This window comes from Streptomyces sp. R44 (assembly GCF_041053105.1).
Taxonomy (GTDB): Bacteria; Actinomycetota; Actinomycetes; order Streptomycetales; family Streptomycetaceae; genus Streptomyces.
On sequence record NZ_CP163444.1, the window covers coordinates 7,981,676 to 7,997,409 of the forward strand.

General features: G+C 72.3%; 11 protein-coding genes. 7 read left to right on the top strand and 4 right to left on the bottom strand.

The window, feature by feature from the left end; genetic code table 11:
- The first annotated feature begins 76 nt into the window (after nt 1-76).
- On the top strand, nt 77-991 hold the full coding sequence (locus AB5J54_RS36995) for a LysR family transcriptional regulator (RefSeq protein ID WP_369148315.1): 915 nt from the start codon (nt 77-79) through the stop codon (nt 989-991).
- Nucleotides 992-994: 3 nt separating this feature from the next.
- Here the strand turns inward: AB5J54_RS36995 and AB5J54_RS37000 are convergent, their stop codons facing one another.
- Nucleotides 995-1,612: a TetR/AcrR family transcriptional regulator gene (locus AB5J54_RS37000; protein ID WP_369148317.1), complete on the bottom strand. Its 618-nt coding sequence runs from the start codon at nt 1,610-1,612 to the stop codon at nt 995-997.
- A gap of 232 nt (nt 1,613-1,844) precedes the next feature.
- Here AB5J54_RS37000 and AB5J54_RS37005 point away from each other — a divergent pair, with 232 nt between their 5' ends.
- The 4 genes from AB5J54_RS37005 (at nt 1,845) to AB5J54_RS37020 (ending at nt 7,703) form a co-directional block, all read left to right on the top strand.
- A complete protein-coding gene (locus tag AB5J54_RS37005; protein ID WP_369148318.1) occupies nt 1,845-3,317 on the top strand; it encodes an aldehyde dehydrogenase family protein in 1,473 nt (490 codons plus the stop codon).
- Between the two features lie 72 nt (nt 3,318-3,389).
- Nucleotides 3,390-4,760, top strand: coding sequence for an aspartate aminotransferase family protein (locus AB5J54_RS37010; RefSeq protein ID WP_369148319.1), 1,371 nt, complete (start codon nt 3,390-3,392; stop codon nt 4,758-4,760).
- Nucleotides 4,761-4,873: 113 nt separating this feature from the next.
- On the top strand, nt 4,874-6,379 hold the full coding sequence (locus AB5J54_RS37015) for an APC family permease (protein ID WP_369148320.1): 1,506 nt from the start codon (nt 4,874-4,876) through the stop codon (nt 6,377-6,379).
- Between the two features lie 133 nt (nt 6,380-6,512).
- A complete protein-coding gene (locus tag AB5J54_RS37020) occupies nt 6,513-7,703 on the top strand; it encodes a cytochrome P450 (protein ID WP_369148321.1) in 1,191 nt (396 codons plus the stop codon).
- A gap of 63 nt (nt 7,704-7,766) precedes the next feature.
- Here the strand turns inward: AB5J54_RS37020 and AB5J54_RS37025 are convergent, their stop codons facing one another.
- Nucleotides 7,767-9,155 carry a M1 family metallopeptidase gene (locus tag AB5J54_RS37025; RefSeq protein ID WP_369148322.1) on the bottom strand — a complete coding sequence of 463 codons (1,389 nt, stop codon included), beginning with the start codon at nt 9,153-9,155 and terminating at the stop codon, nt 7,767-7,769.
- A gap of 136 nt (nt 9,156-9,291) precedes the next feature.
- Here AB5J54_RS37025 and AB5J54_RS37030 point away from each other — a divergent pair, with 136 nt between their 5' ends.
- Complete coding sequence (locus tag AB5J54_RS37030; protein WP_369148323.1) at nt 9,292-10,281, top strand: nucleoside hydrolase; 990 nt, start codon at nt 9,292-9,294, stop codon at nt 10,279-10,281.
- On the opposite strand, the gene AB5J54_RS37035 is transcribed toward AB5J54_RS37030, so the two are convergent.
- Nucleotides 10,278-10,700 (bottom strand): MarR family winged helix-turn-helix transcriptional regulator, encoded by a 423-nt coding sequence (locus AB5J54_RS37035; protein ID WP_369148324.1) that lies wholly within the window; start codon nt 10,698-10,700, stop codon nt 10,278-10,280. The genes AB5J54_RS37030 and AB5J54_RS37035 overlap by 4 nt on opposite strands.
- Before the next feature lie 175 nt (nt 10,701-10,875).
- On the opposite strand from AB5J54_RS37035, the gene eno reads away from it, so the two are divergent.
- Nucleotides 10,876-12,183, top strand: coding sequence for a phosphopyruvate hydratase (gene eno, locus AB5J54_RS37040; protein ID WP_369148325.1), 1,308 nt, complete (start codon nt 10,876-10,878; stop codon nt 12,181-12,183).
- Between the two features lie 74 nt (nt 12,184-12,257).
- Here eno and AB5J54_RS37045 read toward each other — a convergent pair whose 3' ends face one another.
- A complete protein-coding gene (locus tag AB5J54_RS37045) occupies nt 12,258-15,557 on the bottom strand; it encodes a S8 family serine peptidase (protein ID WP_369148326.1) in 3,300 nt (1,099 codons plus the stop codon).
- Between the last annotated feature and the right edge of the window lie 177 nt (nt 15,558-15,734).

Sequence of the window (15,734 nt, forward strand, 5' to 3'; positions counted from 1 at the left end):
GACCGTTCCGGCCGGCGCCGCATAGGGTCGGAGGCGACCGGACCACCAGGCGCGAGGGCCACGCATGACGTCACCAGTGGGTTTCACACTCGTCCAGCTCCGCTACTTCCTCGTCGCCGCCGAACGCGGCTCGATGACGGAGGCGGCGGCGGAGCTGCACATCGCGCAGTCCGCCGTGTCCACGGCCGTCCACAACCTGGAGCAGGACCTCAGGGTCCAGCTCTTCATCCGCCGGCGCGGCCGGGGCCTGACCCTCACACCCGCGGGGGAGCGGCTCCGGCAGCAGGCGGAGGAACTCCTCGCCCGCGCCCGCGAGGTCGCCGAGGAGGCCAGGGGAGGGGGCGAGTCCCTCTCCGGGCCGGTGACCGTCGGCTGCTTCGTGACCCTGGCACCCCACTACCTGCCGGCCCTGTTCAGCGAGTGCACCCGGCGCCACCCGGGCATCGAGCTCGACGTCGTGGAGGCGGAGGCGGACCAGCTCGTCCAGGCCCTGACGGCGGGACGCGTCGACTTCGCGCTCACCTACGACCTCGGTCTCGCGGCCGAGCCGGACCTGGACGGCGAGACGGTCGCCCGGGCACCGGCGTACGTCATCGTCGCGGCCGGTCACCCGCTGGCGGGACGGGACAGCGTCGAGCTCGCCGAGCTGTCCGCGGAGCCTCTCGTCCTCCTCGACCTGCCCCACAGCCGCGACTACTTCCGCTCCCTGGTGGCCGCCACCGGCACCGCGCCCGACGTGCGCTACCGCACGGGGAGCTTCGAGACCGTGCGGTCCCTGGTGGCCCGCGGGCTCGGCTACTCGGTGCTCAACCAGCGGCCGGCGACCAGCCAGACGTACGGCGGCGGCGAGGTCGCCGAGCTCCGGCTCCGGGACGGCGGACCGCCGCTCGACGTCAGGATCGCCTCGGTGCGGAGCATGACCCAGACCGCCCGCGCCCGGGCGGTCATGGACCTGCTGCGGGAGATCGCCGGCAGGCCCGCGGGGGCCTGAGCCTCACAGATCCGCGCGGCCCGTCACGGCCCGGGCGTGGGCCAGGATCAGCTCACGGGCCCTGTCGGGGCGCAGCGCGGCGTTGCGGCTGACGATGTGCAGTCCGTAGCCGTCCTCCAGGGCCACCAGGCCGTGTGCCAGGTCCGGCGCGGCCGCGGCGAGCGTGAACCCGCCGGTCGCGGCGCCCACGGCGAGCGCGGTGGTGTAGAGCGCGACCTCCCGGCCGAACAGCGAGGCCATCAGCTCGGCGTGCCCGGGGCTGCGGCCGGCGCGCCGGTGCAGTTCGTAGAGCAGCCCGTGGAGCGGGTCGTCCGCCGTGCTCGGCAGCCCGCTGTTCAGGAGGGCCCGCAGCCGTGCGGCCGGATCGTCGGCGGGTGCCTCGTCGTAGGCCTGCTGCCGGGTGGCCAGATAGCTCTCCACGGCGCCCCGGTGCACCTCGAGGACAAGGTCGTCCAGCTCGGGGTAGTAGTACAGGACCGAGCCCTGGGAGACACCCGCGGCCTCCGCGATGTCCTTGATGCGCAGGGCTTCGAGGCCGCGCTCCGCGATGGCCCGCCCCGCGGCGGTGACCAGGGCCTCCCGCCGTGCCGTCTGGTCGCGTGGTCTGCCTGCTTTCCTCATGGCGCCCATTCTCTGATGACCGGATCAGGTTGTGCAAGAAGTTCTCGTCCAGAGCATTGACGGCCGCTTCACCAATTGTTTGAATCCCAACTCAAAGAAGTCGGTGCGGACGACCCCCCGCCGAGCTCCTCTCCCCTCCGCCGCCCCCGCACACAGCCCGGGCCGCACCTCCCCCGCCCCCCGAACGGGCACCGGCTCGCAGACGTCCCACGACGCGATCGAAGGCCACACCATGCAGACGTACGCCCACTGGCGGCAGCGCGCCGCCGACCTCACCCCACGCACCCGCCTGTTCATCGACGGAGCGTGGACCGACCCCTCCGAGGACCACTGGCTCCCGACCGTGAACCCCGCGACCGGCAAGACCACCGCCCAGGTCGCGGCCGGCTCCGCCGCGGACGTCGACCGGGCCGTGGCCGCGGCCCGCACCTCCTTCGAGGACGGCCGCTGGTCGCGCACCGCACCCGCGGAGCGCAGGCGGGTCCTGCTCGCCCTCGCCCGGCTCATCGAGGAGCACGGCGAGGAGCTCGCCCTCTGCGACACCCTCGACATGGGCAAGCCCATCGCCGAGTCCCACGGCACCGACGTCCCCGGCGCGGCCGGCGTCTTCACCTGGTACGCCGAGGCCGTCGACAAGCTCTACGACGAGGCCGCCCCGGCCCCGCCGGGCAACCTCGCCCTCGTGCGCCGCGCTCCGCTCGGGGTGGTGGGCGCGGTGGTGCCCTGGAACTTCCCCCTCGACCTCGCGAGCTGGAAGCTGGCCCCCGCCCTGGCCGCGGGCAACAGCGTCGTACTGAAGCCCGCCGAGCAGTCCCCGCTCTCCGCCCTGCTCCTCGCGGAGCTCGCCGCGGAGGCCGGCCTGCCCGACGGCGTGCTGAACGTCGTCCCGGGCCCGGGCGAGACCACCGGGCGGGCGCTCGGCCTCCACCCGGACGTCGACACCCTCGTCTTCACCGGGTCCACCGCCGTGGCCAAGCGCTTCCTCGCCTACTCCGCCGAGTCCAACATGAAGCAGGTCTGGCCCGAGGCCGGCGGCAAGAGCCCCAACGTGGTCTTCGCCGACGCCGACCTGGACGCGGCGGCGGAGCGCGCGGCCTGGGGCTTCGTCTACAACGCCGGGCAGGTGTGCTCCGCCAACACCCGCCTCCTCGTCGAGGCCTCCGTCGCCGAGGAGTTCACCGCCCGCGTCGCCGAGCACGCCCGCACCTGGCTGCCGGGCGACCCCCTCGACCCCGCGACCCGGCTCGGACCGCTCGTCGACGAGGCCCAGGCCGCACGCGTCCTCGACGCCGTGCGCTCATCGGGCGGCACCGTCGTCTGCGGCGGCACACGGCCCGACCGGGACGGCGCCTACCTCGACCCCACCGTCGTCACCGGCCTCGGCCCCGACGCCCCGCTCGTCCGGGAGGAGCTCTTCGGCCCCGTCCTCGCGGTCCTCCCCTTCCGGGACGAGGCCGAGGCGATCCACCTCGCCAACGACTCGGCCTACGGCCTCGCGGCCTCCCTGTGGACCCGCGACCTCGGCCGCGCCCACCGCGTGGCCGACGCCCTGCGCGCCGGGACCGTGTCCGTGAACACGGTCGACGCGCTCAGCCCGTACACCCCCTTCGGCGGGTTCAAGCAGTCCGGCCACGGCCGCGACCTCTCCCTGCACTCCTTCGACAAGTACACCGGCCTGAAGACCACCTGGATCGCGTACGGCTGACCCGCCGGCGACCCGAAGGACGCCGGCTCGGCACCCACCCGACACCCTCACCCCAGCAAGGGACTCACCACCATGACCAGCGAGCACACCGCAGACCTGATCGGCCTCGACCGGGCGCACATCATCCACCCCTACCTGCCGGGCACCGCCACCGAGCGCGTGATCATGGCCTCCGGTTCCGGCTGCCGGCTCACCGACACCGAGGGCCGCGACTACCTCGACGCCACCGGCGGCCTCTGGCTCGCGCAGATCGGACACGGCCGCGAGGAGGTGGCCGACATCGCCCACGAGCAGATGAAGAAGCTGGAGTACTTCACCAGCTTCTGGGAGTTCTCCAACGAGCCGGCCATCAAGCTCGCCGCCCGCCTGGCCGAGATCGCCCCCGAGCCGCTCAACCACGTCTACTTCACCTCCGGCGGCTCCGAGGGCAACGAGGCCGCCATCAAGATGGCCCGCTACTACCACCACCGCCGCGGCGAGGGCAGCCGGACCTGGATCCTCGCGCGCAGCAAGGCCTACCACGGCATCGGCTACGGCGGCGGCTCGGCCACCGGCTTCCCCGTCTACCACGAGGGCTTCGCCCCGATGATGCCGCACGTCTCCCACCTCACGCCCCCGTGGCCGTACCGCAGCGAGCTGTACGGCGACGAGCCGCTCGCACCCGAGCAGGTCACCGACTTCCTCGTCCGCGAACTCGAGGAGCGCATCGCCGAGATCGGCCCGAAGAACATCGCCGCGATGATCGGCGAGCCCATCATGGGCGTCGGCGGCATGCTCGTCCCGCCGGCCGACTACTGGCCCCGGGTGCGCGAGGTCCTCGACCGGCACGGCATCCTCCTCATCTTCGACGAGGTCGTCACCGCGTACGGCCGGGTCGGGGAGTGGTTCGCCGCCCAGTACTTCGACGTCACCCCGGACATCATCGTCACCGCCAAGGGCATCACCTCCGGCTACGTCCCGCTCGGCGCCCTCCTGGTGAGCGACCGGCTCGCCGAGGTGCTCCTGCGCGACCACGGCTTCCCCATGGGCTACACCTACAACGGCCACCCGGTCGCCACCGCCGTCGCCACCGCCAACCTCGACATCATCGAGCGGGAAGGACTGCTCGCCCGCGCCACGAGTCTGGGCTCCTTCCTCCACGACGAACTGAAGGCACAGCTGGGCGACCTGCCGATCGTCGGCGAGATCCGCTCCGTCGGCATGATGCTGGCCGTCGAACTGGTCCAGGACCGCGCCACCCGTGCCCCCCTGCCCCTCGACCCGGCCCGGATGCCCCACGACGTCATCCGCCGCGAAGCCGGCGTGATCGTCCGCGACTCCGCCCACAGCCTGGTCCTGTCCCCGCCGCTCGTCATGACGGAGACCGAGGCCAAGGAGGTGGCCACCGCGCTGCGCGGTGTCCTGGAGCGCACCGGTCCCACCGGCGAGATCCGCCCCGCCTGACCCCGCACGGGAGGCCCGGTGCCCCCGCCGGGCCTCCCCGACACGGACGCCACTCCGTCACCGCGCTCACGCGCGCCTGCTCGCAGTACCCCTCTCCCCGCTAGGAACTGCCCGTGTCCTCCCCTCTCTCCGCCACCGACCCGCGCACTCCCCACACCACCTCTGGGCTCCGGCGCAGCCTGAAGCGCCTCGACATCACCGCCCTGGGCATCGCCGCCGTCATCTCCTTCGACACCGTCGGGCAGATCGCCACCGGCGGCGGCGAGGCCGCCACCTGGACGGCGGCGCTCGCGCTGTTCTTCCTCGTCCCGTACGCCCTGCTGTTCGCCGAGACCGGCGCCGCGTTCCCGCAGGAGGGCGGCCCGTACGTCTGGGTCAAGCTCACCCTCGGCCGTTCGGCGGCCGCGCTCACCACCCTGCTGTACTGGGTGACCAACCCCATCTGGCTGGGCGGCTCCCTGGTCTTCCTCGCCGCCGAGACCTGGGACGGCTTCGTCTTCCACCTGGGCTCGGGCACCTTCGCCGACTACACGTTCAAGCTGCTGTTCGTGTGGACCGCGATCCTCACCGCCGTCGTCTCCCTGCGCCGCGGCAAATGGATCACCACCCTCGGCGCCGCGGTGAAGGTCCTCACCCTCGCGGTGTTCACCCTGACGGCACTGCTCTACGGGCTCGAACACGGCTTCCACGGACTCAGCGACGCCCACTTCACCCCGACCACGGCCGGATTCCTCGCCCTCGTGCCCATCCTGCTCTTCGCGTACGTCGGCTTCGAAGCCCCCAACGCCGCCGGCGAGGAGATGCACGACCCGCAGCGCGACGTGCCCGCCGCCCTCGGACGTTCCGCGTCCGTCGCCGCCTGCTGCTACCTGCTGCCGGTCCTCGCGCTCCTCGCGGTCGTCCCCGCCCACCAGGTCACCGGGATCGGCGGCTTCATGGAAGGCGCCCGGCTCGTCTTCGGCATCTACGGCGGTGCGGGCGGCCCGCTCCTGACGCTCACCGCCGTCATGTTCGTCTTCGCCCTCCTCACCCAGGGCAGCGCGTGGATGATCGTCAGCGACCGCATGCAGGCGATGGCCGCCGCCGACGGCGGCTCCTTCACCCGCAAGCTCGGCGCCTTCCACCCGCGGCTCGGCACGCCCGTCCGCACCAACCTGCTCTCCGGAGCGGTGGCCACCGTCTTCATGATCGTGGCCATGCGGGTCGCGGAGGGCGACGCGGGCGCCGTGTTCGCCGTGGTGCTCACCGTGGCGGTCACCACCCTGCTCCTCTCGTACCTCGTCATCGTGCCCGCGCTCGTCCTGCTCCGGCTGCGCCGGCCCGAGGTCGTACGGCCCTACCAGGTCCCCTTCGGCCAGGGCGGGTTCATGACCTGCGCGGCGCTCGTCTACGCCTGGATCCTCGTCGGCTCCTGGTGCGCGCTCTTCCCCGGAACCCTGGAAGCGCTCTTCGGCATCGAGTACGCCTTCGACGACATCTGGGGCATGTCCCGGGCGACGTTCGAGGCGTTCACCCTCGGCACGGTCGCCCTCCTGCTCCTGGTCGGAGCCGCCGGCCTCGCGATCGCCCGCAGGGAACGCCCGGAAGCAGAGATTCATTGCAACGAGTCGTTGCATTAATGTACAAGGTCATTGCATCAATTTCGCGGCCTCTACCTGGGGTTATGGAGTTCAGTTGATTGACGAAAATCTGAACGCAACGTAGCTTTCGGCCTGCCTCAAACAGCCGACGCCGCGAGACCGAGGAATGGCCATGAGCGAGTCCGTCCACACCGTCACCACCCTGCCGACCGAGCGCCCGTCCGGATGCCCCTTCGACCCGCCGGCCGAGCTGATCGACGCCCGCAAGCACGGCCAGATCAGCCGCTACACCCACCCCGGCGGGAAACCCGGCTGGATCGTCACCGGACACGAGCTGGTCAGGTCGGTCCTGGCCGACCCCCGGTTCAGCTCGCGCAAGGACCTGATGAACGTGGTCGACTTCGCGCTGCCGCCGGCGCCGCCCGGTGAGTTCCTCCTCATGGACGAACCGCAGCACGGGCGCTACCGGAAGCCGCTCGTGGGCAAGTTCACCGCGCGGCGGATGCGCCTGCTCACCGAGCGGGTCGAGCAGATCACCGCCGACCGTCTGGACGCCATGGAGGCGGCCGGACCGTCGGCGGACCTGGTGACCGCGTTCGCCAAGCCCATCCCCACCATCATCATCTGCGAGATCCTCGGCGTGCCGTACGAGGACCGGGACTCCTTCCAGGAGCAGATCGACACCTTCATGAACGGCGAGACGAGCGACGAGGAACTGATCGCGGCCTACACCGCCACCCAGGACTACCTCGCCCGGCTCGTGGCCGCCAAGCGCGCGAACCCCACCGACGACATCCTCAGCGAACTCACGGACAGCGACCTCACCGACGAGGAGCTGAAGGGGATCAGCCTCATCCTCCTCGCGGCCGGTTTCGACACCACCGCCAACATGCTGTCCCTCGGCGCCTTCGCCCTCCTGCAGAACCCGGAGCAACTGGCCGCGCTGCGCGCCGATCCGACGCTCACCGACGGCGCCGTCGAGGAGCTCCTGCGGTACCTGACCGTCGCCAAGTCCTTCATGCGGACGGCCCTCGAGGACGTCGAGGTCGGCGGGCAGACCATCGAGGCCGGCACGACCGTCGTCCTCTCGTACCACACCGCCAACCGCGACCCCGAGCGCTACCCCGACCCCCACGAGCTCGACATCCGCAGGGACGCCGGCGGACACCTGGCCTTCGGCCACGGCATCCACCTGTGCCTGGGGGCGCAGCTCGCCCGCGTCGAGATGCGGGTCGCGTTCGCCGCACTGTTCAAGCGCTTCCCGACGCTGCGCCTGGCCGTCCCGGCCGAGGAGGTCGCGCTGCGCCCGGAGACCGCGGACATCTACGGGGTGAAGAGCCTCCCGGTCACCTGGGACGCGTGACGCGTGGGCGCACGGGTTCGGGCGCCGCAGGGTGCCCGAGCCCGGCCCAGCTCGTACCGCCCGTCAGAAGATCCTGTGCTCCGTCCAGAACGGCCCGAGGTCCTTCACCGTCGCCGCCTGCGCCGCGCGCTTGAAGTCCGCGGTGGTGGCGACCCCCAGCCAGTGGTCCCGCACATGGCCGCGCAGCATGCCCGCCATCGCCGGGCCGCCCAGGACCCGCTCCAGATCGTGCAGGGCGCAGGCGCCGCGCAGGTAGACGACCCGGACGTACTCGGAGCGGTGGCCGTCCGCGTAGTAGCCCATGGGCCGGGTGAGGGCGGCCGTGTCGCTGGGCCACGCGCCCGCGTCCTCCCAGCAGACGGTGGTGTCCTCCCCGTAGTACGACTGGTTCGCGTACTGGGCGAAGGACTCGTCCAGCCAGGGCGAGGAGAACTGGTCGTTGCCGACGATGCCGTAGAACCACTGGTGGGCGATCTCGTGCACGACGGCCGACCCCTCCGGTTCGGTCCACAGCAGGACGAGGCCCGGGAACTCCATGCTGCCGAAGTCGTCGAGGTGGTCGCTCATGACCAGGTCGAGTTCGCCGTACGGATAGCGTCCGAACCGCTCCCCGAACTCGTCGACCGATCCGACGGCGGCCTTGAGGTCCACGGCGACGCCCTCGGCGGACGTGGAGGCGGTCCAGTACGCGTGGAGGCGCACGCCGCCGGGCGTGGTCACCGTCTTCGTACGGAACGGGCCCGCCGCCCACGCGAAGTCCCGCACCCCGTGCGCGACGCTGGTGCTGACCGTGCGGCCGGGCGCGCCCGCGCGCCGGGTGGTGGTGCCCGTCGCGGGGACGAGCAGTGCGTCCGGGTGGTCGAGCACGACCCGGAAGTCACCGGCCAGGGTGAAGAAGCTCTCGCCGAAACCGACGTCCGGGTCGAGGTGCCGGCCCTGCTCGTCCCGTACGGACAGCACGGGCAGCGCGTTGCCGAGGTAGCGGTGCGCGCCGTCGCGGCCGAAGCGGTGCACACGGTCCGGGACGGTGATCGCGAGGTCGAAGGAGATGCTCGCGCGCGCCCCGTACGGCAGCGGCGCGGGCAGATCGACCGTCAGCGCGGTGCAGCCGACGGCGAGCGGCCGCGGGCTGCCGCCGACGACCTCGCTCACCCGGACCGGGGACGGCGCGCCCGGGGCGCCGCAGCCGTCGGAGCCGTTGCCCCAGAGCCGTAGGTCGACCGAACGAAGGGGAGTACGGGAGGCGTTGCGGAAGGACACCGTCTGACGGCCCGACCAGTGCGAGCCGTCGGCGTCGGCGCGCAGCGAAACGTCGTAGGAGGGGCGGTCCGGAGTCGCCGCCCGCACGGGCGCGACGGCCGTGGGGTCCTGTGCCGCGGCCGCCCGGGGAAGGAGCAGCAGGACGGAGGCGAGGGCGAGCGCCGTTGCCCGCCGGTACCTGAGCGAGGTCATGCCCGGCACGCTAGAACGCCCGTACGCCCGGACGGGCGGGTTCCGGGGACGCCGTCCGTTCCGCCACGCGCGGTCCGTGACCGGTTTCCGAGGCCGCGTCCTTCGCGTACCGCGCCGGATATGGGACGGTGAGGGCATGCCGGTTCCCGTGATTCTCGACTGCGATCCCGGTCACGACGACGCCTTCAACATCCTGCTGGCCGCCGCGCACCCCGCGATCGACCTGCTCGCGATCACCACCGTGGCGGGCAACCAGACGCTGGAGAAGACCACGCTCAACGCCCGCCGGGTCTGTTCGGTGGCCGGGATCAAGGACGTGCCGATCGCGGCCGGCCGCGACCGGCCGCTGCACGGGCCGCGCCGGATCGCGGAGAACATCCACGGCGACTCCGGCCTCGACGGTCCCGGCTTCGGCGCGCGCGAACCGGACGTCCCGCAGGACCCGCGCGACGCCCTCACCCTCATCCGCGACACCCTCCTCGCGCACCCGGCACCGGTCACGCTCGTGCCGACCGGGCCGCTCACCAACATCGCGGTCTTCCTGCTCGCCCACCCCGAACTCGCCGGGCGGATCGAGCGGATCGTGCTCATGGGCGGCTCGACGGGCCGCGGCAACACCACACCGGCGGCCGAGTTCAACATCCTGTGCGATCCGGAAGCGGCGGACATCGTCTTCCGCAGCGGACTGCCGGTGACGATGTTCGGCCTCAACGCGACCCACCAGGTACGCGCCACCCCCGAGGTCGTCGCCCGGATCGCCGCGCTCGGCACACCGCTGAGCGGGCTCTGCGTCGACCTCCTCACCTACTTCGCCTCCACCTACCGCGAGGTGTACGGCTTCGACGCACCCCCGCTGCACGATCCGCTCACCGTCGCCCACCTGATCGACCCGTCCCTCGTCACCCTCGTACGGGCGGCGGTGACGGTCGAGCTCAACGGCACCCACACACGGGGCGCGACGGTCGTGGACCTGCACGGGGTGACGGACCTGCCCGCCGACACCGCGGTCGGCATGGAGGTCGACACGGACGGGTTCTGGAACCTGATCGTGGAGGCCGTGCGCGTGCTCGGCGGATCAGGGGACCAGGGCGGCCGGTCTGGCGGATCAGGGCCGGACCGGTCCTAGCGTGCGGCGAGCCGCTCCAGGAGGGCGGCGCTCCGGGCAAGCAACGCCCGCTCCTCGTCCGTGAGTTCGGCCTCGATGGCCTGGGCGAGCCAGCCGGCCCTGCGGCCGCGCTCCGCCTCCAGCGCGGACCGGCCCGCGTCCGACAGCTCGACCAGCGACTTGCGGCCGTCCGTGGGGTGCGCGCGGCGCGTGACCAGGTTCTGTTCCATGAGCAGCCCCACCGCGCGGGCCATCGACTGGGGGCGTACGCGCTGATCGGCGGCGAGGTCGCTGGTGGTCATGGCGCCGTTCCGGTCGAGCGCGCCGAGGACGGCGGCCTGACCGAGCGGGATGCGGTCCTCGTCCTTGACGCGCCGGGTGAGCTTGCCCATCGCGGTGCGCAGTTCGGTGGCGATGGTGGCGGCTTCCGGCGTGGGCATACGGCACTTTACCCCGTGAGCCGGCCGTGCCGTGCGGCTGACCTGCACAGCCATGCTGTACAGCAAAACTGAACAGAGAAACTGAACAGCATTGCTGTAGGGTTTGGTCTGTCGGGCTCGGCGTCGGCGCGGACGCAGCCGGGGCCACGGCACACCACCACGGGGAGGAACCACCATGTCCACCGACGAAGCCGGAACCGTCGACGCCGTCATCGAGACCGTCACCGCCCGCCGCATCATCGACAGCCGCGGCAATCCCACGGTCGAGGTCGACGTCGTCCTCACGGACGGGTCCCTGGGACGCGCCGCCGTCCCCTCCGGCGCCTCCACCGGCGCCCGGGAGGCCGTGGAACTGCGCGACGGGGACTCCGCGCGCTGGCACGGCAAGGGCGTCGACCGTGCCGTCGCCCACGTCAACGGGGAGATCGCGGCGGCCGTGCGCGGCCGGGACGCGGCGGACCAGGCCGGTGTCGACGCCGCGCTCATCGCCCTCGACGGCACCGCCACCAAGTCCCGGCTCGGCGCCAACGCCGTCCTCGGCGTCTCCCTCGCCGCGGCCAAGGCGGCCGCGGCGGCCCACCGCCAGCCCCTCTACCGCTACCTGGGCGGCCCCGACGCCCACCTCCTGCCGCTGCCGATGATGAACATCGTCAACGGCGGCGCCCACGCCGACAATCCCCTGGACTTCCAGGAGTTCATGATCGCCCCTGTGGGTGCGGACAGCTTCGCCGAGGCCGTCCGCATGGGCAGCGAGGTCTTCCACACCCTGCGCCGCGACCTGCTGGCCGCCGGTCACTCCACCGGCGTCGGCGACGAAGGCGGCTTCGCCCCCGCGCTGCGCACCGCCGAGGAGGCCCTCGACTTCGTGATGTCCGCCATCGAGCGCACCGGCTACCGGCCCGGCACGGACATCGGCCTCATCATGGACCCGGCCTCGTCCGAGTTCTTCCGCGACGGCGTGTACGACTACGCGGGCGAGGGGGTGCGCCGCACCCCCTCCGAGAACGCCGACTACCTGGCCAAGCTCATCGACTCCTACCCGATCGTCTCCATCGAGGACCCGATGGCGGAGAACGACCTGGACGGCTGGCGCGAGCTGACCGCCCGCGTCGGCGACCGCTGCCAGCTCACCGGCGACGACGTGTTCTGCACCAACGAGACGCTGCTGCGCGAGGGCATCCGTACCGGCGTCGGCAACTCGGTCCTCGTCAAGGTCAACCAGATCGGGACCCTGACCGAGGCGCTCGCCACCGTGGCCACGGCCCACCGGGCGGGCTGGACGGCCGTCATGTCGCACCGCTCGGGCGAGACGGAGGACACCACCATCGCGGACCTGGCGGTGGCGACCGGCTGCGGTCAGATCAAGACCGGCTCGCTCTCCCGCTCCGACCGCACGGCGAAGTACAACCAGCTGATCCGGATCGAGGAGGAGCTGGGCGACGCGGCGCGCTTCGCGGGCCGCTCGGCGCTCCGCCGGGCCTGACGCGCACGACGGAGCGGCGCCACCACCGGGAGGTGGTGACGCCGCGTCCGGCGACCGAGGTCACCGGGGGGACATCACTTGCCGAGCCACGCGTTGTGCACGGTCACCGTCGACGTGTTGCCCTGCTTGTCCGTGACCTTGGCGGAGAGCGCGATGCCGCCGTCCTTCGCCGGGCTCTTCACGGAGATCAGCCCGCCCACGACGGTCGCGGCCTGCCAGGTCTGCCCGCCGTCGTAACTCACGGACACCGCGAGCGACTTGAGGTTCGCACCGGCCGCCGCCCCCTGCACGGTCACCGGCACGAGGACCGAGACGCGCTCGGGGAGACGCGAGCCGAGGTCGACGGGGGGCGCGAAGCGGACCGTGGACACCGGCAGTGCCGTGGTGGCCGCGAGCTGCCCCGAACGGAACGTGAAGCCGGTCTCGATCCGGGTGGAGACCGCGCCGGCCTTCGCCGGGCGCTCCACGGACGCCGTCAGCCGGTACTCGGCGTCGGCGGCGTCGACCGCGAACGGCTCGTAGCCGCTCAGCGGGTCGGTGCTCTCGGCGACCTTCACCCCGTCGCGGTACAGCGTCGAGGTGGTGGAGGTGTACGGGACGGACCCGGCATGACCCGCGCCGTCGGAGGAGAGCGGCACGGCGCCGACGATCCGCTGCACGCCCGTCACCGGGTCGACCGTACGGAAGACGCCCATGCCCTCGCCCAGGAGCGGGCCCACGACGCCCGTGTTGAAGGTCTCGCGGTACGTCCGGCCGGCCTCGTAGCGCTTCGGCCTGACCATCTCCCAGGCGCCCTCGAAGGCCGGGTAGCCCCACTGGTCCTTGTCGCCCAGCTGGTTGTACCGGGTGAGCCACGTGGCGCCGTCTCCGGTGGAGACGTAGAAGGTGCGCGTGCCCGGCGCAGGCTGCGGCGCGGAGAAGCCGTTGCCCTCCGGCGCGCCCGGCAGATGGGCGTACGGGGAGGCGAGCGCCGTCTTGCCCGGCGCGGAGGCGCCGAGACCGACCTTGAGCGTGGCGAACTCGGTCGCCTTCACGTGCCTGGTGTAGCCGGTCGCGACCGTGCTCGCCTTTCCGCCGAAGGCCACCGAGTACTGGCTGGCGGCGTCCTTCAGGAAGTGCGCGTCCCAGGTCTGCAGGAGGGAGCCGTCGGTGACGGCCGGACCCATGTGGGCGGTGCGGAAGCCGGTGAAACCCCTGAGGACCCAGCCGTTGCCGACCTTGCCGATGTCGGTGGCGACCTCGTAGTACGTCCCGGCGTAGTCCGCCTTGTCGATGCCGGGCACGGTGAGGTCCACCGGCTTCGTGGTGCGCGCGTCGGAGACGACCGTGGTGTCGCCCGTGATCTCCAGCTTCGGCTGGGCGATCCAGTCGGTGCCGGCCGTGTAGTCCGACGGGTCCTGGTAGACGGCCGTGTTCAGCGTGTACGACCCCTTGGGCACCCGGATCGTGTGCGCGCCCGGCTCGTTGTCGACACGGACCTGGAAGTTCGCCGCAGGACCGCCGACGCCGGTCAGCGTGGTGGCGAAGTTCTGGGCGTCGGCGCCGTCGCGGCCGACGGTCCGGACGGTGAGGTCGTACGACTCAGCCTCCCGTACGGCCACCGCGGCCGTACGGACGGACTGGCCCGCGCCGGTGGCGGTGACATAGCCCGAGTAGGTGCCGTCGGTCTCGCCGACGCTGGTGTCGGCGACGAGGTCGACCTCGGCGGTGCCGCCGGCGGGCACCGTCACCTTCGAGGCGCCGAGCGTGAAGAACCCGGCCGGGGCCGGCTTGCCCGAGGGATCCAGGGTGGACACCGACAGGTCGAGGGTGACGTCGGTGGTCCCGAGGTTGCGGTAGGCGACCTTCTTGGTGACGGGCTTGTCGTCGGTGTGCGGCCAGAGCGCCGTGCCGTAGTTCAGCGACACCGGCTCGGCCACGACGCTCACGGTCAGCGCCTGTTCGACCTGGATGCGGCCCGTGCCCTGCTGGAAGGCGGTGTAGGCGCCGCCCTTGGCGGAGCCGGTCAGCGCGCCCTTGAGCTCCGCGGACTTCCAGTCGGGGTGCCGCTGCTTCAGGATTGCGGCGGCGCCCGCGACGTGCGGGGTGGCCATGGAGGTGCCGTCGATCTGGAGGTAGCCCGGCGCGGGGTGCGGCGTGCCGGGACGCGTGTCGATGGCGCTGCCGGGGGCGGCGGCCGCGGTGATGGCGACGCCGGGCGCGGTCACGTCCGGCTTGACGGCACCGTCGCCGACGCGCGGGCCGGTGCTGGAGAAGGGCGCCAGCCTGTCGTCCTTGTCGACGGCTCCGACGGTCAGCGCGGCGTCCGCGCTGCCCGGGGAACCCACGGACGACGGGCCGGTCTCGCCCTCGTTGCCCGCCGCGATGGCGAAGAGGATGCCCTTCTCGGCGGACAGCCGGTCGACCGTCGCCTCCAGCGGATCGACACCGGGGCTGTCCGGGCCGCCGAGGCTGAGGTTGACGACGTCCGCGCCTTCGGCGGCAGCCCACTCCATGCCCGCGATGACGGCCGAGTCGTCCCCGAACCCCTCGTCGTCGAGGACCTTCCCGCTGATCACCTTGGCGCCGGGGGCGACGCCCTTGAACCGGCCGCCGGACTTGGCGCCGGTGCCGGCGGCGATCGACGCGACGTGCGTGCCGTGCCCGACGCGGTCCACGGCGTCGGCGGAAGAGGAGAAGTTCTTCTCGCCGACCACCTGCGTCTTCAGATCGTCATGGGTCTTGTCGACGCCCGTGTCGAGGACGGCGATCTTCACGCCCTTGCCGTCGAACCCGGACTCCCACGCCTTGTCGGCGCCGATCTGCCGGACGCTGCGGTCCAGGCTCGCGCCGCGCACCCCGTCCAGCCACACCTTGTCGATGCCGGTGGCGGCGGCGCGCAGGCCGCTGCTCTGCCGGTTGGTCAGCGCCTCCCACACCCGGGCCACATCGTCCGGGGACGTACGGATGGCATCGGCGTTGAGCGTCGGGAACGTACGCCGCAGCTGGGTGTCCCCGGCCGCGCGCACCTCGGCGCGTGCGGCGCCGGCACCCCCCTCGTACTGCACGATCAGCTTGAGCCCCGCACGATGGCTCTTGCGGAGCCGCGGGTCCGTGAGCACGTCGAGGTCGAAGAGCCGCTGGTCGAGGCGGCCGGTGGCGATCAGGCGCCGCGCGTCCCCGGGCACCACGAGCGTGTGTTCTCCGGTGCGCTGTATCTGTACGGGTATGTGCTCACGGCCCTCGGCGGACTCGAAGCCCACCATCCGGCCCTTGGCGTCCACCACCACGTGGTCGCCCGTGACGAGCGGGATCCGCTCGGTGCCGCCTACGCGGGTGGTGCCGTTCGGTGCGGCCGTCGCGGTCGCGTCGATCGCCGTCGCGGGGCCGGTCATGCCTGCCACGAGGGCCACCGATGTGGCCGCTGCGATGCTGAAGGCGCGTGCTCTCTGCACATGTGCGCGCAAGTCTCCCCCAGGAGCTTGGGATGAGGTCGAATGGTCGATTCCGGCCAGGAGCGCGAGGCGTCCGCCGCCGGTCAGCGCAGTATGTGAGCCGAGAAAGGCGTGATC